General features: G+C 71.5%; 21 protein-coding genes. 8 read left to right on the top strand and 13 right to left on the bottom strand.

What is annotated here, in order from left to right; translation table 11 throughout:
* Nucleotide 1 precedes the first annotated feature (1 nt).
* Nucleotides 2–1255, bottom strand: coding sequence for an extracellular solute-binding protein (locus tag ACZ418_RS11315; protein ID WP_468360449.1), 1254 nt, complete (start codon nucleotides 1253–1255; stop codon nucleotides 2–4).
* A 181-nt stretch (nucleotides 1256–1436) separates the two neighbouring features.
* On the opposite strand from ACZ418_RS11315, the gene ACZ418_RS11310 reads away from it, so the two are divergent.
* Entirely contained in the window at nucleotides 1437–1652 is a 216-nt protein-coding gene (locus ACZ418_RS11310; RefSeq protein WP_330336486.1) for a dodecin, read from the top strand.
* 13 nt (nucleotides 1653–1665) lie between these two features.
* Here ACZ418_RS11310 and ACZ418_RS11305 read toward each other — a convergent pair whose 3' ends face one another.
* Nucleotides 1666–2157 (bottom strand): phosphatase domain-containing protein, encoded by a 492-nt coding sequence (locus ACZ418_RS11305; protein ID WP_468360445.1) that lies wholly within the window; start codon nucleotides 2155–2157, stop codon nucleotides 1666–1668.
* Nucleotides 2158–2222: 65 nt separating this feature from the next.
* Here ACZ418_RS11305 and ACZ418_RS11300 point away from each other — a divergent pair, with 65 nt between their 5' ends.
* From ACZ418_RS11300 to ACZ418_RS11290, 3 genes are all read left to right on the top strand, one after another.
* A complete protein-coding gene (locus ACZ418_RS11300) occupies nucleotides 2223–3230 on the top strand; it encodes an LLM class flavin-dependent oxidoreductase (protein ID WP_468360442.1) in 1008 nt (335 codons plus the stop codon).
* A 93-nt stretch (nucleotides 3231–3323) separates the two neighbouring features.
* Nucleotides 3324–3512, top strand: coding sequence for an antitoxin (locus ACZ418_RS11295; protein ID WP_468360439.1), 189 nt, complete (start codon nucleotides 3324–3326; stop codon nucleotides 3510–3512).
* Between the two features lie 32 nt (nucleotides 3513–3544).
* On the top strand, nucleotides 3545–5875 hold the full coding sequence (locus ACZ418_RS11290) for an ATP-binding cassette domain-containing protein (RefSeq protein ID WP_468360436.1): 2331 nt from the start codon (nucleotides 3545–3547) through the stop codon (nucleotides 5873–5875).
* A gap of 180 nt (nucleotides 5876–6055) precedes the next feature.
* Here the strand turns inward: ACZ418_RS11290 and ACZ418_RS11285 are convergent, their stop codons facing one another.
* From ACZ418_RS11285 to ACZ418_RS11265, 5 genes are all read right to left on the bottom strand, one after another.
* Nucleotides 6056–6868 carry a lysophospholipid acyltransferase family protein gene (locus ACZ418_RS11285; protein ID WP_468360433.1) on the bottom strand — a complete coding sequence of 271 codons (813 nt, stop codon included), beginning with the start codon at nucleotides 6866–6868 and terminating at the stop codon, nucleotides 6056–6058.
* Nucleotides 6868–7638: a GNAT family N-acetyltransferase gene (locus ACZ418_RS11280; protein ID WP_468360430.1), complete on the bottom strand. Its 771-nt coding sequence runs from the start codon at nucleotides 7636–7638 to the stop codon at nucleotides 6868–6870. Before ACZ418_RS11280 ends, ACZ418_RS11285 begins: the two co-directional genes overlap by 1 nt.
* A 235-nt stretch (nucleotides 7639–7873) precedes the next feature.
* The gene (locus ACZ418_RS11275) at nucleotides 7874–8623 is read right to left on the bottom strand and encodes a succinate dehydrogenase/fumarate reductase iron-sulfur subunit (protein WP_468360427.1); all 750 of its coding nucleotides are present in this window, start codon (nucleotides 8621–8623) and stop codon (nucleotides 7874–7876) included.
* On the bottom strand, nucleotides 8620–10569 hold the full coding sequence (locus ACZ418_RS11270) for a fumarate reductase/succinate dehydrogenase flavoprotein subunit (RefSeq protein WP_468360424.1): 1950 nt from the start codon (nucleotides 10567–10569) through the stop codon (nucleotides 8620–8622). The genes ACZ418_RS11275 and ACZ418_RS11270 overlap by 4 nt, the downstream gene beginning before the upstream one ends.
* 1 nt (nucleotide 10570) lies before the next feature.
* Nucleotides 10571–11242 (bottom strand): succinate dehydrogenase, encoded by a 672-nt coding sequence (locus ACZ418_RS11265; protein ID WP_468360799.1) that lies wholly within the window; start codon nucleotides 11240–11242, stop codon nucleotides 10571–10573.
* Between the two features lie 119 nt (nucleotides 11243–11361).
* Between ACZ418_RS11265 and ACZ418_RS11260 the strand changes: the two genes are divergently transcribed.
* Nucleotides 11362–12246 carry a LysR family transcriptional regulator gene (locus ACZ418_RS11260; RefSeq protein ID WP_468360421.1) on the top strand — a complete coding sequence of 295 codons (885 nt, stop codon included), beginning with the start codon at nucleotides 11362–11364 and terminating at the stop codon, nucleotides 12244–12246.
* A gap of 38 nt (nucleotides 12247–12284) precedes the next feature.
* On the opposite strand, the gene ACZ418_RS11255 is transcribed toward ACZ418_RS11260, so the two are convergent.
* The 3 genes from ACZ418_RS11255 to ACZ418_RS11245 form a co-directional block, all read right to left on the bottom strand.
* Complete coding sequence (locus ACZ418_RS11255) at nucleotides 12285–14429, bottom strand: putative bifunctional diguanylate cyclase/phosphodiesterase (protein ID WP_468360418.1); 2145 nt, start codon at nucleotides 14427–14429, stop codon at nucleotides 12285–12287.
* Nucleotides 14426–15238 carry an SAM-dependent methyltransferase gene (locus ACZ418_RS11250; protein WP_468360415.1) on the bottom strand — a complete coding sequence of 271 codons (813 nt, stop codon included), beginning with the start codon at nucleotides 15236–15238 and terminating at the stop codon, nucleotides 14426–14428. Before ACZ418_RS11250 ends, ACZ418_RS11255 begins: the two co-directional genes overlap by 4 nt.
* A 292-nt stretch (nucleotides 15239–15530) precedes the next feature.
* Nucleotides 15531–16487 (bottom strand): SCO0930 family lipoprotein, encoded by a 957-nt coding sequence (locus ACZ418_RS11245; protein WP_468360412.1) that lies wholly within the window; start codon nucleotides 16485–16487, stop codon nucleotides 15531–15533.
* Nucleotides 16488–17226: 739 nt separating this feature from the next.
* On the opposite strand from ACZ418_RS11245, the gene ACZ418_RS11240 reads away from it, so the two are divergent.
* Together ACZ418_RS11240 and ACZ418_RS11235 are read left to right on the top strand one after the other, a co-directional pair.
* Nucleotides 17227–17355 (top strand): hypothetical protein, encoded by a 129-nt coding sequence (locus ACZ418_RS11240; protein ID WP_468360409.1) that lies wholly within the window; start codon nucleotides 17227–17229, stop codon nucleotides 17353–17355.
* 32 nt (nucleotides 17356–17387) lie between these two features.
* A complete protein-coding gene (locus ACZ418_RS11235) occupies nucleotides 17388–18152 on the top strand; it encodes a bestrophin-like domain (protein WP_468360406.1) in 765 nt (254 codons plus the stop codon).
* Between the two features lie 123 nt (nucleotides 18153–18275).
* Here ACZ418_RS11235 and ACZ418_RS11230 read toward each other — a convergent pair whose 3' ends face one another.
* Nucleotides 18276–19010: an LPXTG cell wall anchor domain-containing protein gene (locus tag ACZ418_RS11230; protein WP_468360403.1), complete on the bottom strand. Its 735-nt coding sequence runs from the start codon at nucleotides 19008–19010 to the stop codon at nucleotides 18276–18278.
* Between the two features lie 332 nt (nucleotides 19011–19342).
* Here ACZ418_RS11230 and ACZ418_RS11225 point away from each other — a divergent pair, with 332 nt between their 5' ends.
* Entirely contained in the window at nucleotides 19343–20035 is a 693-nt protein-coding gene (locus ACZ418_RS11225) for a class F sortase (RefSeq protein WP_468360400.1), read from the top strand.
* A 38-nt stretch (nucleotides 20036–20073) separates the two neighbouring features.
* On the opposite strand, the gene ACZ418_RS11220 is transcribed toward ACZ418_RS11225, so the two are convergent.
* Both ACZ418_RS11220 and lysX read right to left on the bottom strand, forming a co-directional pair.
* Nucleotides 20074–20910, bottom strand: coding sequence for a polysaccharide deacetylase family protein (locus ACZ418_RS11220; RefSeq protein WP_468360397.1), 837 nt, complete (start codon nucleotides 20908–20910; stop codon nucleotides 20074–20076).
* A 102-nt stretch (nucleotides 20911–21012) separates the two neighbouring features.
* Nucleotides 21013–24291 (bottom strand): bifunctional lysylphosphatidylglycerol synthetase/lysine--tRNA ligase LysX, encoded by a 3279-nt coding sequence (lysX, locus tag ACZ418_RS11215; RefSeq protein ID WP_468360394.1) that lies wholly within the window; start codon nucleotides 24289–24291, stop codon nucleotides 21013–21015.
* Nucleotides 24292–24373: the final 82 nt, after the last annotated feature.

Here is a 24373-nt window from a genome sequence, read left to right as displayed (position 1 = left end):
CTCACACGTCCGGCGCGAGCTCCTCGGTGATCTTCGCGGAGGCCCGGCGGGCCTCCGTGGCCGGGTCCGCGCCCTGGAGCACCCGGGTCATGTACTCCTTGATCGGGTTGTCGGCCTCGACGTCGGCCCACTGAGGGGTGCTGGGGGTCGCCCGGCCGTGGGCCGCGCCCGCGGCCATGGCGGCGACCCCCTCCTCGCCCGCGACCGCGCTCGCCAGCGTGGTCTTGTTGGGCACGTAGTTCATGGTGCGGGCGAGTTCGGTGTCCCACTTGGCGCCGACGAGCGCCCCGACGACGGCGGTCGCCGCGAACTGGTCCTTGGTGCGCGCCGGGACGACGAGGTCGGAGCCGCCGGTGAAGACGGTGCCGGGCCGTGCGGCGGCCTTCCCGGGCACCGGGAAGAAGCCGAGCTTGTCCTTCAGTTCCGGGTTCTGCCGCACGATCGACTGGGCGAGTCCCGGTACGGCGATGAGCTGCGCCACCTTGCCGCGGGCGAACACCCCTGCCTGGGGCGGGTGTTCCTCGTCCGTGCCCGCCGGACCCCGGCCCAGCGCCTGCAGCCGCCGGTAGAAGTCCATGCCGCGCAGCGCGGCCGGGGTGTCGAGGGCGCCCTCCCAGCGGTAGTCCTTCTGCCGGGCGAGGTCGCCGCCCTCGTCCCAGATGAACCCCGAGAGCGTGTACCAGTCCTGTCCGGCCAGGTAAATGCCCTGGTTGCCGCCGGAGTTGAGCTTCTCGGTGTCGGTGAGCCACTCCTCGCGGGTCCTCGGCGGGCGGGTGACGCCGGCCGCCTCGAACAGGTCCTTGCGGTAGATGACGACGCGGTTGGCCGCGTACCAGGGGATGCCGTACTGCGCGTTGCCGTCCTTGCCGGGCTGGGCGAGGGCCGGCAGCCACCTGTCCTTGCCCCAGTCGCGCATCGACTCCAGCGTGAGGTCGGCGAGCCTGCCGCCGTCGGCGTACAGCGGCACCTGGGTGTTGCCGACCTCGACGACATCGGGCCCGTTGCCGGAGTCGTCCTTGAGCGCCGCGCGGACCTTGTCGACGATGCCGGTCCATTCCTGGATGCGGATGTCCAGGCGCAGGTCCCTGTGGGTGCGTTCGAAGTCGGCGGTGAAGCGCCGGAGGAACGCGTCCGAGGCGCTGTCCTTCATCAGCCACACGGTGACGGTCTTGCGCTCGTGCTCGCCGGGGAGCATCCCGCAGGCGCTCACGAGGGAACCGGTGACACACACGAGGGCGAGCAGACGACGTCTCACGAGGGGTCCTGTTCTGTCTGGCGGGGATGCGGACAGGCGTGGGGGGCCCGACGTGGGGGACGAGCCGTGAAACTCGTACGGGTGTGCTGGATTTTGGTATGGACCAATGCGGAGGTCAAGGGGCGGGCCGGGCGGGGATGGGGCACGGTGGAGTACGGCGTGATACGAGAGGAGCACCCTCATGACGAATCACACCTACCGCGTCACCGAGATCGTCGGCACGTCACACGAGGGCATCGACCAGGCCATCCGCAACGGCATCGCCCGCGCCGACCAGACCCTGCGCAATCTGGACTGGTTCGAGGTCACCGAGGTCCGCGGCCAGATCGAGAACGGGCGGATCGAGCACTACCAGGTGGGACTGAAGGTGGGGTTCCGCATCGAGGACGCGGACTGACCGCCTGCCGGCGTCAGGTGCGGCCCTCCCGCTCCTGAGCCTCCTGAAGCGCCTCGGACTTCGCGGCCCAGCGGGCCCGTACGACGGTGAACCCCGCGCGCTCGGCGTCGTCGCAGACCATCTCGTCGTCGTCCACGAGGACACGGATCTCGCGGTCCTGGGCGAGCCGGCGCAGGATCTCCAGCTTGGTGAACCGGGCGGGCCTGCGGTCGGCGTTGCTCCGCATGTACACGCGCCCCTCGGGCAGCCCGTGGGCCGCGAGCCAGTCCAGCGTGTCGCGCCGGCACCGCTCGGGGCGGCCGGTGAGATACAGGACCTCGCACTCGCCGGCGGTCTCCAGGGCGAGCGCGACGCCCTCGGCGAGGGGCGGGTCCGCGGGCGCGGCCGCGAAGAACGCGGCCCAGTTCTTCGGCCGTACCTCCAGGAAGCGCTGCCGGTGCGCGGTGTCGGCCAGGGTGTTGTCGAGGTCGAAGACGGCGAGCGGACGCCTGGTGCTGTCGGTCACAGAGCCACCCTAGCCAGGCGCCGACGGGCCAGGAATTCCCGGCTCGTCAGCGCGTTGAACCCTGCGTGAGCAGCACAGTGATCGCCCGGACCCGGTTCTCCGTCCTCGACCGTTCACGCACCCGCGAGGGGCACCCGCCCGCCGAGGCGCTGCGGGACACCGTCGCGCTGGCGCGGGAGGCGGAGGGGCTCGGTTATCACCGCTTCTGGGTGTCCGAGCACCACGGGGTGCCCGGTGTCGCCGGTTCCGCGCCGACGGTGCTGGCCGCGGCGGTCGCCTCGGCCACCCGTACCATCCGGGTCGGCACCGGCGGGGTGATGCTGCCCAACCATCAACCGCTCGTCGTCGCCGAGCAGTTCGGCGTGCTGGAGTCCCTGTTCCCCGGCCGGATCGACATGGGGCTCGGGCGTTCCGTCGGCTTCACCGACGGGGTGCGCAAGGCCCTCGGCCGGGACAAGGAGGTGGCCGAGGACTTCGCGGCACAGCTCGGCGAGCTGCTGGCCTGGTTCGAGGGCGGCTCGCCGACCGGGGTGCGGGCGCGCCCCGCCGAAGGGCTGCGGGTACCGCCGTTCGTGCTGGCCATGGGCGAGGGCGCGCGGATCGCGGCCCGCGCCGGACTGCCGATGGTGATAGGCGATCTGCGCGGCCGGGAGAAGATGCTGCGCGGCATCGACCAGTACCGCTCCCTGTTCCGCCCCTCCCCCTGGGCGGCCGAGCCGTACGTGGTGATCTCCGGGACGGTCGCGGTGGCCGGCACCGAGGAGGAGGCGCGGCGGCTGCTGGTCCCGGAGGCCTGGTCGATGGCGTACGCGCGCACCCACGGCACCTTCCCGCCGCTCGCCCCGGCCGAGGAGATCGAGGCCCGCCCGATGACCGCAAAGGAGCGCGGCTTCTACGAGGGCGGTCTCGCCGGGCACATCGCCGGTACCGCGGACCAGGTCGCGCACGGGCTGGAGCGGGTGCTGAAGGAGACGGGCGCCGACGAGGTCCTGGTCACCACCAGCGGCTACGACCGTACGGCACTGCTGGACTCCTACCGGCGGCTCGCCGCACTGTTCACGCCCGGCCGCTGAAACCGGGCCGCTCAGGCCCCGCGGCCCCGAGATGCGGACCCGGCCGGGGCCGGTGACCCTGGGAGGGAGCCTCAAGCGACCAGGAGGGTTGCCATGTCCATGATGGACAAGATCAAGCAGATGCTCAAGGGCCACGAGGACCAGGCCAGGATGGGCGTCGACAAGGCCGGCGACATGATCGACCAGAGGACCCAGGACAGGTACAGCTCCCAGGTCGACGCCGCGCAGAAGCGGGCGGACGAGTACATCGACCAGACTCGCCGCGACAACCCTCCGCGGTAGCAGCGCCCGGGCGTGGATAGAGTTGTGCCTCTATGCACAGCCCACATGACCAGTACGTCCGCGTCCGCGGCGCCCGCGAGCACAATCTCAAAGGGGTCGACGTCGACATCCCGCGCGACGTTCTGGCCGTGTTCACCGGAGTGTCCGGATCGGGGAAGTCGTCGCTGGCGTTCGGCACGATCTACGCCGAGGCGCAGCGGCGCTACTTCGAGTCGGTCGCGCCGTATGCGCGCAGGCTGATCCACCAGGTCGGGGCGCCCAAGGTCGGCGAGATCACCGGGCTGCCGCCCGCGGTCTCGCTGCAGCAGCGCCGCGCCACCCCCACCTCGCGCTCCTCGGTGGGCACGGTCACCAATCTCGCCAACTCCCTGCGCATGCTGTTCTCCCGGGCCGGGGAGTACCCGCCGGGTGCGGAGCGGCTCGATTCGGACGCGTTCTCGCCGAACACGGCGGCCGGGGCCTGCCCGGAATGCCATGGTCTGGGTCAAGTGCACGGCACCACCGAGGAGTTGCTGGTCCCGGATCCCTCGCTGTCCATCCGCGAGGGCGCCATCGCCGCCTGGCCGGGCGCCTGGCAGGGCAAGAACCTGCGCGACATCCTCGACGCGCTCGGCCACGACGTGGACCGCCCCTGGCGCGAGCTGCCCGCGCAGGCGCGGGAGTGGATCCTGTTCACGGACGAGCAGCCCGTCGTCACCGTCCACCCGGTCCGGGACGCCGACCGCATCCAACGGCCCTACCAGGGCACGTACATGAGCGCCCGCCGGTATGTGCTGAAGACCTTCTCGGAGACCAGGTCGGCGTCGCTGCGGGCGAAGGCGGAACGGTTCCTGACCAGCGCGCCCTGCCCGGTGTGCGGGGGCAGCCGGCTACGGCCGGAGGCGCTGGCGGTGACCTTCGGTGGCCGCACCATCGCCGAACTGGCCGCGCTGCCGCTGACCGATCTGGCCGCCATGCTGGACGGCCGCACCGAGACCGCCCGGGTCCTCACCGAGGACCTGAAGTCCCGGATCGCGCCGGTGGTCGAGCTGGGCCTCGGCTACCTCAGCCTCGACCGTTCCACCCCCACCCTGTCGGCAGGTGAGCTGCAGCGGCTGCGGCTCGCCACGCAGTTGCGCTCCGGGCTGTTCGGCGTCGTCTACGTCCTGGACGAGCCGTCCGCCGGGCTGCACCCGGCGGACACCGAGGCGTTGCTGACCGTGCTGGACCGGCTGAAGGCAGCGGGCAACTCGGTGTTCGTGGTGGAGCATCACCTGGAGGTGGTGCGCGGCGCCGACTGGCTGGTGGACGTGGGTCCCGGCGCGGGCGAGCACGGCGGACGCGTGCTGTACAGCGGGCCGCCGGCCGAGCTGGCCTCGGTCGAGGAGTCGGCGACGGCCACGTTCCTCTTCGACGAGTCCCCCGGCCCCGCGCGTGAAGTCCGCTCGCCGCAGGGCTGGTTGACGGTGGGTCCGGTGACCCGGCACAACCTGCGCGCGGTGACGGCCGAGTTCCCGCGCGGCGCGTTCACCGCCGTCACCGGGGTCTCCGGGTCCGGAAAGTCCACGCTGATCGGTGAGTTGACGCAGGAGCTGCAGGGCGTGGACCGGCTGGTCCGGGTCGACCAGAAGCCGATCGGACGCACCCCGCGCTCCAACCTGGCCACGTACACCGGCCTGTTCGATGTCGTACGCAAGGTGTTCGCGGCCACCGAGGAGGCGCGGGCGCGCGGGTACGGCGTCGGCCGCTTCTCCTTCAACGTGGCCGGCGGGCGCTGCGAGACCTGCCAGGGCGAGGGGTTCGTCAGCGTCGAGCTGCTGTTCCTGCCGAGCACCTACGCGCCCTGCCCGGACTGCGGCGGCGCCCGCTACAACCCCGAGACCCTCGAAGTGACCTACCGGGAGCGGAACATCGCCGAGGTGCTGGATCTGACGGTGGAGGCCGCGGCGGCGTTCTTCGCCGACATCCCGGCCGCCGCCCGCAGCCTCGGCACGCTGCTCGACGTCGGGCTCGGCTACCTGCATCTCGGGCAGCCGGCGACCGAGCTGTCCGGGGGCGAGGCACAGCGGATCAAGCTGGCGAGCGAGCTGCAGCGGGGCCGGCGCGGCCACACCCTCTACCTGCTGGACGAGCCCACCACCGGGCTGCACCCGGCCGATGTGGAGGTGCTGATGGACCGGCTCCACGGACTGGTCGACGCCGGGCACACGGTCGTGGTGGTCGAGCACGACATGACGGTGGTCGCGGGCGCCGACTGGGTCATCGACCTGGGCCCGGGCGGCGGCGACCGGGGCGGCCGGATCGTGGCGTCGGGCCCGCCGGAGCGGGTGGCCACGGCGGCGGGCAGCGCCACGGCACCGTATCTGGCGCGGGTGATGCCCTGAGCCGTGCCGGACCGTCAGCCGTTCCACCGGAGCCGGACGCCCGGGAACGCCGCGAGGGCGCCGGGTGGGCCGGAGCTCATAGGCCCGGTCCCCCACCAGCGCCGCACGGGGCGGCATCTGCGGAGACCGCAGACCAGACCCGCGTGCCGCCCGGCCCGGATCGCGGGCGGCGTTGTGCGGCTACGGCACCAGCGCGGCGTGCGTCCAGTCCGGTTCGCCCACGCGGCCGGGCTGTGCGGCCCGGGCCAGGGACTTGCGGGTGGTGTGGCGGCCGGCCGGGATGACCGGGAGTATCTCCACCTCGGCGACCAGGCCCCGGGTGCGGGCCACCCGCCACAGGGACGCGAGCAGGGTGTCCTCGCCGACGAACGCCGCCGCCGTGCTCGGGCCGCCGCCGGCCTCCTGCCGGTAGCGCAGGCCGACCGGCTGCACGGGTACGCCGGCGTCGAGCGCGGCCTGGAACACGGCCCGGCGGAAGCGGCCGTGGGCCCGCCCGCACCAGGTGCTGCCCTCGGGGAACGCGGCGACGGCCGCGCCCTCGCGCAGCGCCCCGGCGATCCGGGCGACCGTCTCGGGCAGGGCACGGATCCGGTCCCGCTCGATGAACAGCGCCCCGCCGCGCGCAGCCAGCGCGCCCGCGACCGGCCACTGCCGGATCTCGGTCTTGGCCAGCATCCGGGCGGGGCGTACGGCGGTCAGCAGCGGGATGTCCAGCCATGAGACATGGTTGGCGACCAGCAGCAGCCCGCCGGCCGGCGCGGCGGCGCCGGTGAGGCGGACCCGGACCCCCATGGCCCGCACGATCGCCCGGCACCACCGCCTGACCCACTCGGCGGGGATCCTCCCGCCGAGCGGGGACAGCACGATCCCGGCCAGCACCAGGACCGCGACCGCGGTCAGCCGCAGCACGGCCCGAGGTACGGCCGCCGCGGCCCGGACCGGCTCCACACAGGCGCCCGGGCTGCAGGGCGCGCTGGGCAGCCAGACGCTCATCAGGCCGGCACGAGGGAGAGGAAGTGCCGCAGATAGCGCGCGTTCACCCGGCGCATCGACAGCAGCACGTACAGGTCGGCGACCCCGAAGTCCGGGTCGTGCGCGGGCTCGCCGCACACCCAGGCGCCCAGGCGCAGATAGCCACGCAGCAGGGCGGGCAGCTCGCTGTGCCCGGCCGGGGCCTCGGCGTTCGGGGTCCAGGGCAGCAGCGGCCGTACCCGGAACTCCTCGGGTGCCAGGTGCTTGGCGCGCACCCGCTCCCAGGTGGCCGTCGCGAGGGTGCCGCCGTCGGCGAGCGGCACCGAGCAGCAGCCCGCCAACCACTCGTGCCCGCGGTCGACCATGTAGCGGGCTATCCCGGCCCAGATCAGGCCGATCACGGCGCCGTCGCGGTGGTCGGGGTGCACACAGGAGCGGCCGACCTCGACCAGTCCGGGCCGGATCGGGTCGAGCGCGCCCAGCTCGAACTCGCCCTCCGAGTAGAGCCGGCCGGCCACCGAGGCCCGCTCCGGCGGCAGCAGCCGGTAGGTGCCGACGACCTGCCCGGTGCCGGTGTCGCGCACGAGCAGGTGGTCGCAGTAGGCGTCGAAGGCGTCGACGTCCAGTCCCGGCTGCGGCGTGGCCAGCAGGGCCCCCATCTCACCGGCGAAGACGTCGTGCCGCAGCCGCTGCGCGGCCCGCACGTCCTCCTCGTCACGGGCGAGGGTGACGGTGTAGCGGGTCGGTGCCTCGGGCTGTGGGGGGCGGTCGAGGGTGGAAACGCCGGTCATGGCTCTCTCCTGGTCACGGGCCGGTTCGGCGACGGCGGCGAGCGGGTGCGTACGGCCCGCCGCTCCAGTTCTTCCGACGCCGGTTGGCGTGCGCGTGTCCTGTGCCCGGAGAGGGGATGTGGGAATGTTGAACGCCGGGGTACCGGCGATCACGAAAACGAGACGGGGCCGGTGAGCACCATCGCCGGCCCCGCCCGTTCGTCTGTGCGACGAACGTTTTCCGCTCAGTGGGACGCTACCGCTTCCCCGCCTTCCGGGTGGCGCGCAGCCACTCCTTGTTCATGTTCGTGATGGACACGAGCGGGATCCCCTTCGGGCAGGCCGTGGCGCACTCCCCCGTCAGCGTGCACCCGCCGAAGCCCTCCGCGTCCATCTGCGTCACCATGTCGAGCACCCGCGTCTCCCGCTCGGGCGCGCCCTGGGGCAGCACGTTCAGATGGTTGACCTTGGCGGAGGTGAACAACATCGCCGCGCCGTTGGGGCACGCGGCCACACATGCCCCGCAGCCGATGCACTCCGCGTGCTCGAACGCGAAGTCGGCGTCGGCCTTGGGCACCGGCGTGGCATGCGCCTCCGGAGCGGACCCGGTCGGCGCGGTGATGTAGCCGCCGGCCTGGATGATCCGGTCGAACGCGGACCGGTCCACCACCAGGTCCTTGATCACGGGAAAGGCCGCCGCCCGCCACGGCTCGATGTCGATCGTGTCGCCGTCCTTGAAGGACCGCATGTGCAGCTGGCAGGTGGTGGTGCGCTCCGGCCCGTGTGCGTCGCCGTTGATCACGAGCGAGCACGCGCCGCAGATGCCCTCGCGGCAGTCGTGGTCGAAGGCGACCGGTTCCTCACCGGCCAGGATGAGCTGTTCGTTGAGGACGTCCAGCATCTCCAGGAAGGACATGTCGGACGAGATGCCGTCCACCTCGTACGTGGACATGGCGCCTTCCGCGTCGGCGTTCTTCTGGCGCCAGACGCGCAGGGTGAGCTTCATGCGTAGCTCCGCTGGGTGGGATGGACGTACTCGAAGACCAGGTCTTCCTTGTGCAGGACGGGTGCCTCACCGGTGCCGGTGAACTCCCAGGCCGCCGCGTAGCCGAACTCGTCGTCCTTGCGGGCGGCTTCGCCGTCCGGGGTCTGGGACTCCTCGCGGAAGTGGCCGCCGCAGGACTCGGCGCGGTGCAGCGCGTCGAGGCACATCAGCTCGGCCAGCTCCAGGTAGTCGACGATCCGGTTGGCCTTCTCCAGCGACTGGTTGAACTCATCGCCGGTGCCGGGCACCTTGATGCGCCGCCAGAACTCCTCGCGGATCTGCGGGATGCGCTCCAGTGCCTTGCGCAGTCCGGCGTCGGTGCGGGCCATGCCGCAGAACTCCCACATGAGTTCGCCGACTTCGCGGTGGAAGGAGTCGGGGGTGCGGTCGCCGTCGACGGACAGGAGCCGGTTCAGCCGGTCCTCGGTCTCGGCCAACACCTCTCCCACCACCGGGTGTTCGGTGGTGACCGGGTCCTGGTGGGGGTTGCGGGCCAGGTAGTCGTTGATGGTCGCCGGCAGCACGAAGTAGCCGTCGGCCAGGCCCTGCATCAGCGCGGAGGCGCCGAGCCGGTTGGCGCCGTGGTCGGAGAAGTTGGCCTCACCGATCGCGAACAGGCCCGGAATGGTGGTCTGCAGGTCGTAGTCGACCCACAGGCCGCCCATCGTGTAGTGCACGGCCGGGTAGATGCGCATCGGCACCTCGTACGGATCCTCGTCGGTGATCCGCTGGTACATGTCGAAGAGGTTGCCGTACTTGGCCTCGACCGCCTTGCGGCCCATCCGCTTGATCGCGTCGGCGAAGTCCAGGTAGACGCCCTGTCCGCCGGGCCCGACGCCCCTGCCCTCGTCACAGACGTTCTTCGCGGCGCGGGAGGCGATGTCCCGCGGGACCAGGTTGCCGAAGGACGGGTAGATGCGCTCCAGGTAGTAGTCGCGCTCGTCCTCGGGGATCTGGTTCGGCGGGCGGCTGTCGCCCTTGGCCTTGGGCACCCAGATCCGGCCGTCGTTGCGCAGCGACTCGCTCATCAGCGTCAGCTTGGACTGGTGGTCGCCGGTGCGCGGGATGCAGGTGGGGTGGATCTGGGTGAAGCAGGGGTTGGCGAAGTGGGCGCCGCGCCGGTGCGCCCGCCAGATGGCGGTCGCGTTGGAGTTCATGGCGTTGGTCGACAGGTAGAAGACGTTTCCGTAGCCGCCGCTGGCCAGTACGACGGCGTCGGCGAAGTACGTGTCGATCTTGCCGGTGATCAGATCCCGCGCCACGATGCCGCGGGCCCGCCCGTCCACGACGATCAGGTCCAGCATCTCGGTGCGCGGATGCATCTCCACGTTGCCCGCGGCGATCTGCCTGCTGAGGGCCTGGTACGCGCCCAGCAGCAACTGCTGGCCCGTCTGCCCGCGGGCGTAGAAGGTGCGGGAGACCTGGACGCCGCCGAAGGAGCGGGTGTCGAGCAGACCGCCGTACTCGCGGGCGAAGGGCACGCCCTGGGCCACGCACTGGTCGATGATCTCGACCGAGATCTGCGCGAGCCGGTGGACATTGGACTCGCGGGCGCGGAAGTCGCCGCCCTTGACGGTGTCGTAGAACAGCCGGTGGATCGAGTCGCCGTCGTTGCGGTAGTTCTTCGCCGCGTTGATGCCTCCTTGCGCGGCGATGGAGTGGGCCCGGCGCGGGGAGTCCTGGTAGCAGAACTGGACGACGTGGTAGCCCTGTTCGGCCAGGGTCGCGCCCGCCGAGCCACCGGCCAGGCCGGTGCCGACGACGATGATCGTGTGCTTGCGCCGGTTGGCGGGGTTGACCAGCTTGGCCTCGAAGCGGCGCTTGTCCCAGCGCTCGTGGATCGGGCCGGACGGGGCCTTCGAGTCGGCGACCGGCTCGCCCGTCGCGTAGTTCACGTATTCGGTCATGTCAGCTCACCACTCCGGTCATGACGCCCACGGGTACGGCGATGAAACCGGCCGTGAGCAGCAGCGCGAGGACGTTGGCGATGGTCTTCAGGGCGCGGTCGCGGGCGCGGCTGCCGACGCCGAGGGTCTGCGCGGCGCTCCAGAAGCCGTGCCGGATGTGCAGACCGAGCGCGAGCATCGCGACGATGTAGATGACGTTGCTGTACCAGTGGGAGAAGTCGTCGACGACGTTCTGGTACGGGTGCCCCGTCCGGAAGTGGCCCGGGTGCACGGTGCCGGTGGTCAGGTCCAGGACGTGCCAGACGATGAACAGGCCGAGGATGATGCCGCCCCAGCGCATGGTGCGGGTGGCATAGCTCGCCCGGGGCCTGCTGTGCACGTACTTGCTGGGCCGCGCCTTGATGTCGCGGCGGCTGAGCTGGTACGCGGAGGTGGCGTGGGCGACCACGGCGACGACGAGGACGATCCGGATGAGCCAGAGCGTCCACTCGTAGTGCATGAAGGGTTCGCCGATGGTGCGCAGCCAGTGGGCGTAGTGGTTGAACTCGCCGGCCCCGAAGTAGATCTTCAGGTTCCCGATCATGTGCGCGACCAGGTACAGCAGCATGATCAGGCCGCTGACGGCCATCACCGTCTTCTTGCCGACGGAGGAGTCCCACATCGTGCGCGCCATGGACGGCCGTCGGTCCGTCCGCGTTGCCAGAGCCATGACCAGCACGCTAGGGCCGAAGGACCCGATCGGTCCAAGACATGGTCCAGCTCGTTTCCATAGGCCATAGCTATTCTTGCTGGATGCAGTTCCAGCAGCTCCAGTACTTCGTCGCCGTCGCCGAGACCCGGCACTTCACCCGCGCCGCCGAGCTGGTGCATGTCGCCCAGCCGTCGCTGTCGCAGCAGATCAAGGCGCTGGAGCGGGAGCTGGGCGCGGATCTGTTCCTGCGCGCCCGGGGCAACATCACGCTCACCGACGCCGGCGAGGCGCTGCTGCCGCTGGCCCGGCGGATCCTGGCGGACGCGGACACGGCGCGGTACGAGGTGCAGGAACTGGTGCAGCTGCGGCGGGGCCGGGTACGGCTGGGGGCGACGCCGAGTCTGTGCACGGGTCTGCTGCCGGATGTGCTGCGCGCCTTTCACGACCGCTATCCCGGAATCCAGCTCCTGATCGAGGAGGGCGGCTCGCACGATCTGGTGCGGGGACTGGCGCGTGGGGCGCTCGATCTTGCGCTGGTCGTCCTGCCGCTGCCGACGCCCGCGCCCGCGCTGTCCACGGTGGAGCTGCTGCGGGAGGACCTGGTCGTGGTCTCGTCCCCGGAGGCGCCGACGCCGGGCAGGGGAGGACGGGCGGTGGACATCGCCGACCTGGAGGGCGAGCGGCTGGTGATGTTCCGCCACGGGTACGACCTGCGGGAGCTGACCGTGGCGGCCTGTCGCTCCGCCGGGTTCGAGCCGGAGTTCGCTGTTGAAGGGGGTGAGATGGACGCGGTCCTGGGGTTCGTGCGGGCGGGACTCGGCATCGCCGTGGTGCCGCGGATGGTCGCCACGCGGGCCGGGCAGGGGTTGCGGGTCACTCCGTTGGCCCGGCCGGGGTTGCAGCGGGTCATTGCATTGGCTCACCGGAGTGACGTCGCGCCGCCGCGGGCTGCGCGGGAGCTGCAGCGGATGTTGCTCGAGCGGTGACGGTGTTGGTGGGGGGCTGCGCCCCCCACGCCCCGACATCAGCCCGTTGCGTCCACCAAGGCCAGGTCGTGCAGGCGCTCCGGTGGGCCCGGGCGGGCGTAGTACCAGCCTTGGGCGGTGTCGCAGCCCAGTATCCGGAGCTGTTCCGCTTGGGCGCCGGTTTCCACCCCCTCGACGGTGACCGCCAGGTCGAGGCTGTGGGCCAGGGAGACGATGCCCTCGACGATCTTCAGGTCGACCGGGTCGGCGGGGAACTGCTGCATGCCCCGGGTGAAGGAGCGGTCCAGCTTGAGGATGCGCACCGGGAGGCGGCGGAGGTTGGCGAGGTTGGAGTAGCCGGTGCCGAAGTCGTCCAGGGCGATGTCGACGCCCATCTCGGCCAGCCGGTGCAGAGGTTTGAGCAGGTCGTCGTCGGCGCCGATGAGCGCGGACTCGGTGACCTCCAGGCACAGGGCCTCCGGGGCGACACCCGCGCGTTCGAGGATGTCGACCGTGTCCTGGACGAGGCCTGGATGGCTGAGCTGGCACGGCGACAGGTTGACGTTGATGCGCAGGGGACCCGCGGCCGTCTCCTCGCCGTGGCGTTCTCGCCAGGCGCGCGCCTGGCGGATGGACTCCTCCAGGACCCAGCGGCCGAGCGGGACGATCAGGCCGGTGTGCTCGGCGAGCGGGATGAAGCGGTCGGGGCCGAGCACGCCGTGCTGGGGGTGCAGCCAGCGGACGAGGGCCTCGGCGCCGCGGACGCTGCCGTCGCCGAGGTGGACCAGCGGCTGGTACTCGATGAAGAACTCACCGCGTTCCAGGGCCGTGGGGAGGGCGGTCGTCAGGCCGTGGCGGGTGATCACGCGGGCGTCGGCCTCCGGGTCGGCGAGTTCGGAGCGGTTGCCGCCCGCGGACTTGGCCCGGTACATGGTGATGTCGGCGCTCCGCAGGACCTCCGCCGCCGTGCGCTCGCCCGCCGGCCCCTCCACGATGCCGAGGCTGCCGCGCACCAGCAGGTCACGGCCGTCGATGCTGACGGGTGTGACGAGGGCGTTCATGATGCGTTCGGCGAGTTCGTCGACCTTGCGTTCGGTGCCCGGGCCGGTGGTCAGGGCCACGAACTCGTCCCCGCCGAGCCGGGCGACCATCTCACCGGGCGCGGTCGCACAGGACTGCAGCCGGTCGGCGACCTCCACCAGCAGCCGGTCGCCGGCCGCGTGCCCGAGGCTGTCGTTGACGGTCTTGAAGCCGTCCAGGTCGAGGTAGCACAGGCCGAAGCGCTGGCCTTCCCCCGCGTTGAGGGCCTTCTCCAGGCGCTCGAAGAACAGGCTGCGGTTGGGCAGGCCGGTGAGCGCGTCGTGGGTGGCCTCGTAGCGCAGCCGGAGGTTGAGCAGCCGGCGCTCGGTGGTGTCCTCCATGAGGGCCAGCTGGTACTGCGGATTGCCGTCGGCATCGCGCAGCAGGGAGACCGTCAGATTGGTCCACAGCACCGTGCCGTCGGGGCGGTTGAAGGCCTTTTCGAGGTGGTAGTGCTCGCGCTCGCCACGGACGAGTTCGTCGTAGAGCTTCCAGGTCTGCGGCGCGTCCTCGGGGTGCACCCAGTCCTGGACGCGGCGGCCGCGCAGGGCGTGGTCGGTTTGCCCGAACATGCGCAGCAGCGCCTCGTTGACCTGCAGGACGTTGCCGTCGAGGTCGGCGATACCGATCCCTATGGCCGCGCCCTCGAAGACCGCGCGGAAGCGGGCCTCACTGGCGTGCAGGGCCTGCGCGACCACGCCCTGGGCCCTGAGTGCGGCCTGGGCGATGGACTCCTGCTCGGCGAGGGTGCGTTCGCGCAGCGCCCCGGCGTATCCGGCGGCCATCGCGTGCTGCAACCGCGAGCAGCGCAGGCGCGGTTCATCCTGGGGGCCGTCCTCGGCGCAATACAGCACCAGATAGGCGTCCACGCAGTCCAGGGTCCGGGTCAGCGCCTCGGGATCGGTGCAGTGCGCTCCCACCAGGGCGGCGCCGACCGCCCTCGCGCCGTCCGCGTCGAAGCCGCGCGCCCGCAGCAGCTCGCTCAACCGGCGTGCGAGCGGAAGGAGTAGTTCCTCGAACTCGGCTCGGGTCAGCGACGTGGAGGTCACCGGGTAGACCGCCCGGCTCCAGATCGTCGTGAACCGGCGCAGTCTGTCCTCCGGCCCGTCCGGCTCGGCGCTCACGCCGTACGCCCCACGCCGGCGAATCCGGAGAAGGCGAACGGGTCCTCGTCCTCCGGCGCCGACTCCCGCCGCCAGTGCGGCATCGGCACCAGTCCGGGTTCCACCATGTCGTACCCCTCGAAGAACCGCGCGATCTCGTCGCGCGAGCGCATGATGAGCGGATTGCGAATGTCCTTGTATACGTCCACCGCGCCCTCGGCCCGCTCGGCGGGCAGCGGGATTCCCTCGTACGAGGCATGGGTGAGGATCAGCAGGCTGCCGGGCGCGAGCGCGTCGCGCAGCTCGGCAACCGCACCATAGGGGTCGTCCGCGTCTTCCACGAAGTGCAGTATGGCAACGAGGAGGAGGGCGACTGGGCGGTTCAGCTCGATCAGCCGCTCCACCTGGGGGCTGGAGAGGATCTCCTGCGGCTTGCGCAGGTCCGCCGCGACCACGTCCGCGTCGTCGTTCCCCGCCAGCACCGCCTGGCTGTGCGCGACGGCGACCGGGTCGTGGTCGACGTAGACCACGCGGGCGCCCGTTACGGCCGCCTGGGCCACCTCGTGGACGTTGCCGAACGTCGGGATGCCGGAGCCGATGTCGAGGAACTGGGTGATGCCCTCGCCGGCCGCGAACCGAACGGCACGGCGCATGAACGCCCGGTTGGCCTGCATGATCTTCGGCAGACCCGGCATGAACTCCATCGCCTTGCGGGCCGCTTCCCGGTCCACCTCGAAGTTGTGCGAGCCGCCCAGGTAGTAGTCGTAGATCCGCGAGACGCTCGGCACCGTGATGTCGATGCTCCGTGGGGCCCAGGCGGGGCGCTCCATGTATCTCTCCAAGGGTAGGGGACAGGGACAGGCGATCCGGTGTTCGAGCTGAGGCTACTGATCGCCCGGCAAAGGAGCGACCCAAACCGGAAATTGACCGTCCGTTCCCCGCCACTGCCTGCGGCAAGTGCCCGGATGGACCCGCTGTGTGACGACTGTGCCCACTTGGCGGGCTCCGCCCCGCATACGTGGCCTCCATGCACAACGGTCCGCCCCCTCCGTGCGGTGCGGAGGGGGCGGACCTTCGGTGGCGCTCCGGGCCGGGCGGGGCGATCGACCCTGGGGAGGTGATCTAGTTGCCCGGCGCGCCGACCGGCTTGCCGTCGGGCGAGACGGCGTACCAGGTGCCGCCCACGCCCTGACCGTTGGTGTCGCCGGGGGCCTTGTCCCCGGAGAAGGTGTAGATCGGCCAGCAGTTGACCGTCATCTGCTTCACACCGTCGGGACGGGTGAAGCCCATCAGGCCCTTCTTCTTGACGCCCTCGGTGTCCTCGGGCTTGACGATGCCGACGGCCGGCCACTTCTCCAGGCAGGCCCCGGTGCAGTTCGAGATCACCTTGGGCCAGGCCTTGTCCTTGAGGAAGCGGTAGACCGTCATGCCGTTCTTGTCGACGACGATGTCGCCGAGCTTGGGGTCCTTGCGGACGGACAGCCCGGGCAGGGCCGCCAGGGAGGCCTTCTTGCCGTTCGGGGCCAGCGCGAACCACTTGCCGCCCACACCCTGGCCGTTGACGTCTCCGGCCTTGGCGTCCTTGGCGTAGCGGTAGGCGGGCCAGCCGCCGATGGTGAGCTGCTTGGTGCCGTCGGCCCGGGTGACCTCGCCGAGCAGCGACTTGTCGACGCCGGCGCCGGCCGTGGCGTCATTGGCGGGTACCGGCGGCCAGGTGGTGGCGCAGTCGCCGTCGCAGTTCGACTTGGGCGGGTCGGCGGTGTCGTTGTCGAACCGGTAGAGGGTGAGGCCGGAGCCGTCGGTCAGCACCTTGCCCAGGTTGGGGTTGGCGGCCACGGTCAGCTTGCCCGCGGGGGCGGCCGGGGACGGGGAGCTGGTGCTCTGGTTGCCGTCGGCGCCGTAGCCGTTTCCCGCTCCGGTGCCGACACCGCTGGTCGGGCTGCCCGCGGGCGCGGTGGCCCCGACGTTCTGGGCCGCCGATGCCGAGTTGGCGCCGTTGTCCTGACCGCACGCCGTCGTCAGCGCCAGCACCGCAGCGGCTGTGGCCACCAGTGAGGCGGTCCGCCAGGAGGTCTTCATTTCCAACTCCCCATATTCGCCTGGTTGTTGCAGCGCCCTGCCGCGCCGCCGCACGGCCATGGGTACGCACCGAGGGGGCTGGAGTGTTCAACGGGGAGGGGAAGTTCTTCGGGAAAATCTTTCCGCACCCTGTGACCCGCGCCGTCGTACATGCCGGCGCGCGGGGCCGTACGGGCGCGTGTATCGCACCAACTGCGCTCTTCTTCGCGTCAAACCACCGATCGCACTATGTCCTCCCTTCGGAGCAATACGGGGACACTATGGCGTACGACCGGTTTTCGCAGCCCATGATCTTCGGGTGTATGGACCCGAAGTGACCCGATGCGCGCCCGCCGCACGGGTGTTGGCCCTGGTGGCGCTGACCTGGACCCTGGTGGGCTGCCCCGCCGGCACGGCGTCGGCCGACGCCTGTGCCTACGCCTCCACGGGCCCGGACGGCACGGTGGCGGTGGCCTACGCCGGCGACCACTGGCCGACCCCGCCGCCCTGTCCGACGCCCACCCCGCCCCCGTGCCCGCCGCCCACACCGACACCGACACCCTCGCCACCACCCCCGCCACCGCCACCGAAACCGAAGCCGGCTCCGCGCCCGGCACCGAAGCCCACCCCGAGGCCGAGCCCGCCGGCCCGGCCCGCCCCGGCTCCGCCGGCACCGCGGCCGACCCCGACGCCCGCCCCTTCCATCAAGCCGGCACCGAAGCCGAGGCCGAAGTCCGCTCCGCGGTCCCCGGTGAAGCCGGTGAGCTATCCGGCGTACCACCCGCACCGCGCCGCGCATGTCGCGCCCGACCACACCACGCCGGTCACCTACGTCCTGCTCATCACCGTTCCCGCGATCGTCGCCGTCGCGGCCCTGCGTCCGCGCTGACGCGCCGGCCGCTCACCTTCTGGAGGTATCCGTTGCCGGATTGGCTTGTTCTCGTCCTCGCGATGCTGGCGGCCTGTGCTGTGGTGGTGGTCGTCACCGTCGTACGGCACAAGCGGGCCCCCGAGGACGAGGATCCCAGCGAGACCCCGGACGTCATCGAGTACATGACCATGTGGATCGGCGTCGTGTACGCCATCGTCCTGGGCCTCGCCATCGCGGGCGTGTGGGAGGCCCGCAGCTCCGCCCAGGACCATGTGCAGTCCGAGGCCCAGGCGCTGCACGAGATCTCGGAGCGGGTCCGGGTCTATCCGCCGGACGTCCGTGACCGGATCCGCACCGATGTCAACACCTATGCCGCCTATGTCGTCCACCACGAGTGGCGGACGATGTCCCACGACGAGCGCGTCACCGACCGCGGCGCACAGCTGCTGCAGAAGGTCCGCCAGGACGTCACCGACTACCAGCCGAAGAACGACTTCGAGGCGCAGGCCTACCAGCCGCTGCTGGACCAGATGACCGCCGCCGACCAGGCGCGCAACGCCCGCGCCGACTCCACCGGGGCCACGATGCCGTCGGTGGTGTGGTGGGGCCTGCTCACCGGGGCGCTGGTCACCATCGGCATGGTGTTCGCGCTGCAGATCCGGCGCACCAGACGCGAACTGGTCCTGGCGGGGCTGTTCTCCGCGACCATCGCGTTCATGCTGTTCCTGATCTGGGACTTCGACGCCCCCTTCAGCCGGGGTATCGCGGTGACCGCGGAACCGTTCATGAACCTGTTCCCGGGCGTCACCGGATAGTCCCCCGGCCAAGAAGGCGTCTCGCCCTGAACGACCGCACACCCGTGCGCCGTTCGCGCTTCTGCGACGGCGCGGGTGTGCGGTCGTTCCCGGTGCGGCTGCGGCAGGCCGGGCGGCAGGGCCTCAGCTTCGCTTCTCCCGCCGGCGGCGCAGCCCGAGCGCGCCGCCCCCGACGACCGCCAAGGTCACGAGTCCGGCGCCGGTGGCCATGTCGGCCGGCGTGGCGCCGGTGGACCTGCTGCCGCCGACACCGCCCTGGACGCCGCCGAGCACGGTGAACGCGGCGGGGTGGATCAGGGTCCTGCCGTCGCAGTGGACCGTGATGTCGTACGGGCCGGGACGGGCGTCGCGGTCGACGTGGATGGTGCCGCGCGAGCTGTCGTCGCGCCGCCGGTCGAGCTGGGTGGTGGTGAAGGCCCGGGAGGACATGGTGCCCTCGCGGCAGCCGTCCACGGTGACGGCGAGCCGGCCGCCGGCCGGGAGCACGCCGGGCCTGGTGACGATGTTCCGCGGGCCGTCGTCGCCACGGCCGCCGAAGTCGTCATTGCCGTCGGCGAGGTCGTCGTCCCGGCCGGAGTCGTCGCCGCGACTGGAGTCGTCCCCGCCGCCCGGGTCGCGGCCGCGGTCCCCGTTGTCATTGAAGTGCTCGTTGTCGTTGAAACGATCGTTGTCCTTGACGTGCTCGTTGTCGTTGAAGTGTTCGTTGTCGTCGAAGTGCCCACGGCTGTCGAAGTCGCCGCTGATGCCGCTGTCCGGGCCGCCGCCGTTGCCCATGCCGTCCGCGACGGCCACAGGGGCGGCGAACCCGAGCACCGCGACCGCGGCGCACGCGGCCGCCAGGGCGCGTTGGTTTCGCATCTGATCCTCCGCGGGAGGCGCCCGGGGAACCGTCCCCGGTTGATCGGCGAGAAAACACCTCCCGGAAAGACCCTCGGGGGCGCGGAACACGCCCGCATGTCGAGAATGGTCCGTCCTGGTGAGCCGGCACACCGCACGAAAAGCACACAATCGGATATTGTCGCAGGTCACGGCCCGTCAGAAGTTGTTCGGAATTGGCAACTCGGATGGCGCACCGCGAAGGCCGTGGGCCACCCGTTCGCCACTCGCCTCGTCGCCCGCCGCGCGCGCGGGATTTAGCGTTTTCCCGTGCGCGATGGACGTGGTGAGGCCGCGTCGAGAGGGGATGGCGAATGTCTGCGTCCGAGCTGTCCGAGCTTGCCGAGGAGGAGGAACGGCGGAGGAGGCGCGCCCCGTGGGGTGTGATAGCGCTTGTCCTGCTGACCGGTCTGGCACTCATTCGGAATGGTTCGGGGGACTTCGACATCGGTCCGCCGCAGCCTGCCTCTGCGGCGGCCCTGGACAGCCGCTTCGGCGCGGCGGACAGCCGGGTCCGCGTGGGCACCCTCTCCACGGCTCCGAGGCCGCTCGGCTTCTCCGCCGCCGACCGGATCCGCATCCCCGCGATCCAGGTGAACGCGCCGGTGATGCCCGTCGGTCTGGACGCGGCCGGCTGGATCGCCGCGCCGCCGCCGGAGGACCCGGATCTGGCGGGCTGGTTCACCGGTGCGGTCTCCCCCGGGGAGAAGGGCACCGCCGTCGTCGTCGGGCACGTCGACAACAAGCGGGGCCCCGCCGTGTTCTACGGACTCGGGGCACTGAGGAAGGGGAACCGGATCGAGGTCCTGCGCAAGGACGGGAAGACCGCGGTGTTCGAGACCTATGGCGTCGAGGTCTTCTCCAAGAGCGGTTTTCCGGGCGACCGCGTGTACAGCTCGAAGGGAACACCGGAACTGCGGGTCATCACCTGCGGCGGCGGTTTTTCCAAGCAGAACGGTTACGACGGAAACGTCGTCGTCTTCGCCCGTCTGGTCTCGGTGAACTGAAGCCAGCGCGGCCGGGCGGGCGAAGAACAGGGAAACGGTTAAAAGCGCCGGAGCGGCACGGTCATGTGATATCCGGAATCGAGGAGATAGGGCAGCCATTCACGGATCGCCTGGACGGTCTGGGACCGGTCGCCCCCGGCGTCGTGGGAGAGCACCACCATGCCGGGGGCGGCGCCGCTCTCCACTCGGTGGACGATGGTGGCGGTGCCGGGCTCCATCCAGTCGGTGGTGTCGACCGTCCAGGCCATCGGCTCCATGCCCATCTCGGCGCACAGCTGGAACACGGCCCGGTTCCAGGCGCCGTAGGGCGCGCGGAACCACTGCGGGCGCTCGCCGTAGGCGTCCTCGATGACGTCGCTCGTGCGCTTCATCTCGGAGCGGATCTGCTTGCGGTTGAGGGTCGTCAGCAATGGATGGGTCCAGGTGTGGTTGCCGACGACATGGCCTTCGTCGGCCATCCGGGCCACCAGTTCCCTGTTGTCGGCGACGCACTCGCCGCACAGGAAGAACATGGCCGGCACGCCGTACTCGGCGAGGGTGTCCAGGATGTGCGGGGTGTAGTCGGGATCGGGGCCGTCGTCGAAGGTCAGCATCATGCGCCGGCCGCGCCCGGAGATCCCGAGGATGGGCTCCTTGCGGACCTTCAGCCCGCGCGGCGCGGCACGCGACGGTCCGTCGCCGGTGAGCGGCTGGAGCCGGAAGGCGGAGGGTTTGAGCGCCTGACGGGCCTGCGGTCCGGGAGCGGGGGCGGCGGCCGTCCCGGCGCCGTCCTCGACGCCGCCCGCCACGAAGGCTCCGGCGGTACCCGCGGTTCCCAACGCTGCGGCGCCGGCCAGGAGCATCCGGCGCCGGGTGAGCAAATGATCCTTCTGCATGACCCATCAGTCGCCCCACCGGACAGCGACGCTCCACAGCGACACCGGTGCGGCAGCGGGAATACACCCGGACGGATCAGTGCCGGGTCCGCGCGGTCCGGCTCAGCGGCGCCGCACCAGCGGGAACGGCAGGGTCTCCCGGATCGTCAGGCCGGTGAGGAACATCACGAGCCGGTCGACGCCGACGCCGAGCCCGCCGGTCGGGGGCATCGCGTATTCGAGGGCCTCCAGGAAGTCCTCGTCCAGCTCCATGGCCTCCGGATCGCCGCCGGCGGCCAGCAGCGACTGCTCGGTGAGCCGGCGGCGCTGCTCGACAGGGTCGGTCAACTCGGAGTAGGCGGTGCCGAGTTCGATGCCGAACGCGACGAGGTCCCAGCGCTCGGCGAGCCGCGGGTCGGTACGGTGCTGCCGGGTCAGCGGGGAGACGTCGGTGGGGAAGTCCTTGTAGAAGGTGGGGAGTTGGGTGCGTTCCTCGACGAGCCGCTCGTACATCTCCAGGACGATGTCCCCGGTCCCGTCGTCGGCGGTGTACGGCACCCCGGCCCGGTCGCACAGCCGGTGCAGCCGCAGCAGTTCGGTGCCGGGGCCGATCTCCTCCCCCAGCGCCTCGGAGATGGCGCCGTAGACCGTCCTGACCGGCCATCGCCCGGAGATGTCGTACTCCTGCCCGTCCTTGCGGGCCACCGGGGAGCCGAAGGCGGCGGTCGCCGCGCCCTGGATCAGCTCGCGGGTGAGGTCGAGCATGACGTCGTAGTCGGCGTACGCCTGGTAGGCCTCCAGCATCGTGAACTCGGGGTTGTGCTTGTAGGAGACGCCCTCGTTGCGGAAGGTGCGGCCCAGTTCGAAGACCTTCTCCAGGCCGCCCACACACAGCCGCTTCAGATACAGCTCGGGGGCGATGCGCAGATGGAGGTCGAGGTCGTAGGCGTTGATGTGGGTGGTGAAGGGGCGGGCGTTGGCGCCGCCATGGATCCGCTGCAGCATCGGGGTCTCGACCTCGACGAAGCCGCGGTCCAGCAGGCCCTGGCGCAGGGCCTGTACGGCGGCGGAGCGGGCCCGGATCACGGCGCGGGCGGCAGGACTGGTCGCGAGGTCGAGATAGCGGCGGCGGACTTTCGCCTCGGGGTCGGTGAGGCCGCGGCGTTTGTCGGGCAGCGGGCGCAGGCACTTGCCGGTGAGCTGCCAGGAGGTGACGAAGACGGTGGGTTCGCCCTTGTCGCTGAGGCCGGTGCGGCCGGTGGCGGTGATGTGGTCGCCGATGTCGGTGACGGCGGTGAAGCGGTCGAGGGCGGCGCCGGAGGCGCTGCGGGTGAGGGCGATCTGGTGGTCGCCGGACCAGTCGCGCAGCACGGCGAAGGCGATGCCGCCGAAGTCGCGGACCAGCATGAGCCGTCCGGCCACCGTGACGTCCTCGCCGGGGGGCACGTCGGCGAGGGCGTGGGTGGGGACGGGGACGCCGACCGGGTAGGGGTCGGTGCCGTCGGCGCGCAGCCGGTCGAGTTTGTGGTGCCGTACGCGGACCTGGTCGGGCAGGCCCGCCTCCGGTGCTGCGGGCCCGGCCCGGTCCCCTCCGCCGAGGCCGAGCGCCGTCAGGGGCGGCAGCCCATGGGTGGTGGCGGGCCGCTGCCCGGTCTTCGGGTGCCCCTTTCCCCAGAGCTTGCGCAACGACGGTACGGAGACGAAGCCTTCGGCGATGCCCGAGGCGAGGCCGATGCGGGCGAGTGCGGCGGTGTCGCCGTAGCAGATGAAGCGCGGGTACCACTCCGGGTGGTACTTGGCGTTGGAGCGGTACAGGGCCTCCAGTTGCCACCAGCGGGAGAAGAACAGCAGCAGGCGGCGCCAGAGCCTGAGGACGGGTCCGGCGCCGATGCGGGCCCCCTCCTCGAAGACCGAACGGAAGACCGCGAAGTTCAGCGAGATCCTGCGGACTCCCAGCTTGAGGGCGGTGGCGCACAGCTCGGCCACCATGAACTCCATGACCCCGTTGGGCGCGGCGCGGTCCCGGCGCATCAGGTCCAGGGATATGCCGTCCCGGCCCCAGGGCACGAAGGAGAGCAGGGCGAGGAGCCGGCCGTCCTCGCCGAGGGCCTCCACCAGCAGGCAGTCGCCGTCGGCGGGGTCGCCGAGCCGGTCCAGGGCCATGGAGAAGCCGCGCTCGGTCTCGGTGTCGCGCCAGGCGTCGGCCTTGTCGACGACCTCCTCCATCTCGTGTTCGGTGAGGGTGGCGTGCCGGCGGATGCGGCAGGTGGCGCCGGTGCGGCGGACGCGGTGCACGGCCTGCCGGGTCACCCGCATGTCCCGGCCTTCCAGGTCGAAGGAGGCCACGTGCACGATCGCCTCGTCGCCGAGCTGGAGGGCGCCGAGTCCGGCGCGCGCGTAGGCACGGGCCCCGTCCTCGGAAGCGCCCATCACTGCGGGCGCCCAGGCGTAGCGGCGGGCCACGTCCAGCCAGGCGGCGATGGCGTGCGGCCAGGCCTCGGGGTCGCCGACGGGGTCGCCGCTGGCGAGGCAGACGCCGGCCTCGACCCGGTAGGTGACGGCGGCCTTGCCACTGGGCGAGAAGACGACGGCCTTGTCGCGGCGGGTGGCGAAGTAGCCGAGGGAGTCCCGTTCGCCGTAGACGGCCAGGAGGGCACGGATGCGGGCTTCTTCGTCGCCGTGCAGGGCGGCTTCCAGACGCTGGGAACGGAACAGCGTGGCGGCGGCGTTGAGCAGGGCGAGGGCGCCGAGCAGGCCGAGCACGAAGGTGACCTTGCGGGGCGGGCGGCCGGAGAAGGCGCTGCCCGAGACCAGTCCGCCGCACACCCGGTCGGCGGCCCAGGCCAGGTGCTGGCTCTCGGGCAGCGTGCCCGGGAACACCATGACGAGTGCCCAGCCCAGCAGGATGGCCACCACGAGACCGCCCAGCAGCACGGCGAGCGCCCGCCAGACGGCGCCTCGGCGGGAGGCGGCGTAGAACTCCCCGCGGGCCACGACGAGCAGGATCAGCAGCAGGCCGCACAGCACCAGGGACGGCAGCGACTCGGCGAGCAGGCCGAGGCCCACGCCGAGCGCGTCGGTGAGGACGAGCAGGCCGAGATAGACGACGACCAGCCACCAGGCGACCTTCTTGCGCGCGGCGGTGGCGCCGGCCAGCAGGAACAGGAAGACGGCGTAGGCCAGGTTGGCGCTGACGGGCACCAGGAGCAGGTCGAGGGCGTGGGCGACCGGGCGGAGCAGGCGGCGCAGCGGTTCGATGAGCGCGAGCAGGGCGCACAGCAGGCCGAGCGCGGCGAAGAGGGTCGCGAAGGCCTCGGGCACCCAGCCGAGGCGCCCGCCGGCGGGCGGGCGTATCGGGGCCGTGGGGTCCCTCCGTGCGGCGGGCTCCGCGCTGGCGGTCATGGTTCCGACTCTAGGAAGGCGTCGCGCGGCTCGCCCGTCGAGGCGCCGGCCCGCGGCGCCGCCCCGCAGGTCGCACGGGCCC

The organism is Streptomyces sp. NPDC030820, assembly GCF_055572075.1.
Note: the sequence above shows the minus strand (reverse complement) of the source record. Positions and strands in the feature narration are given on the sequence as shown.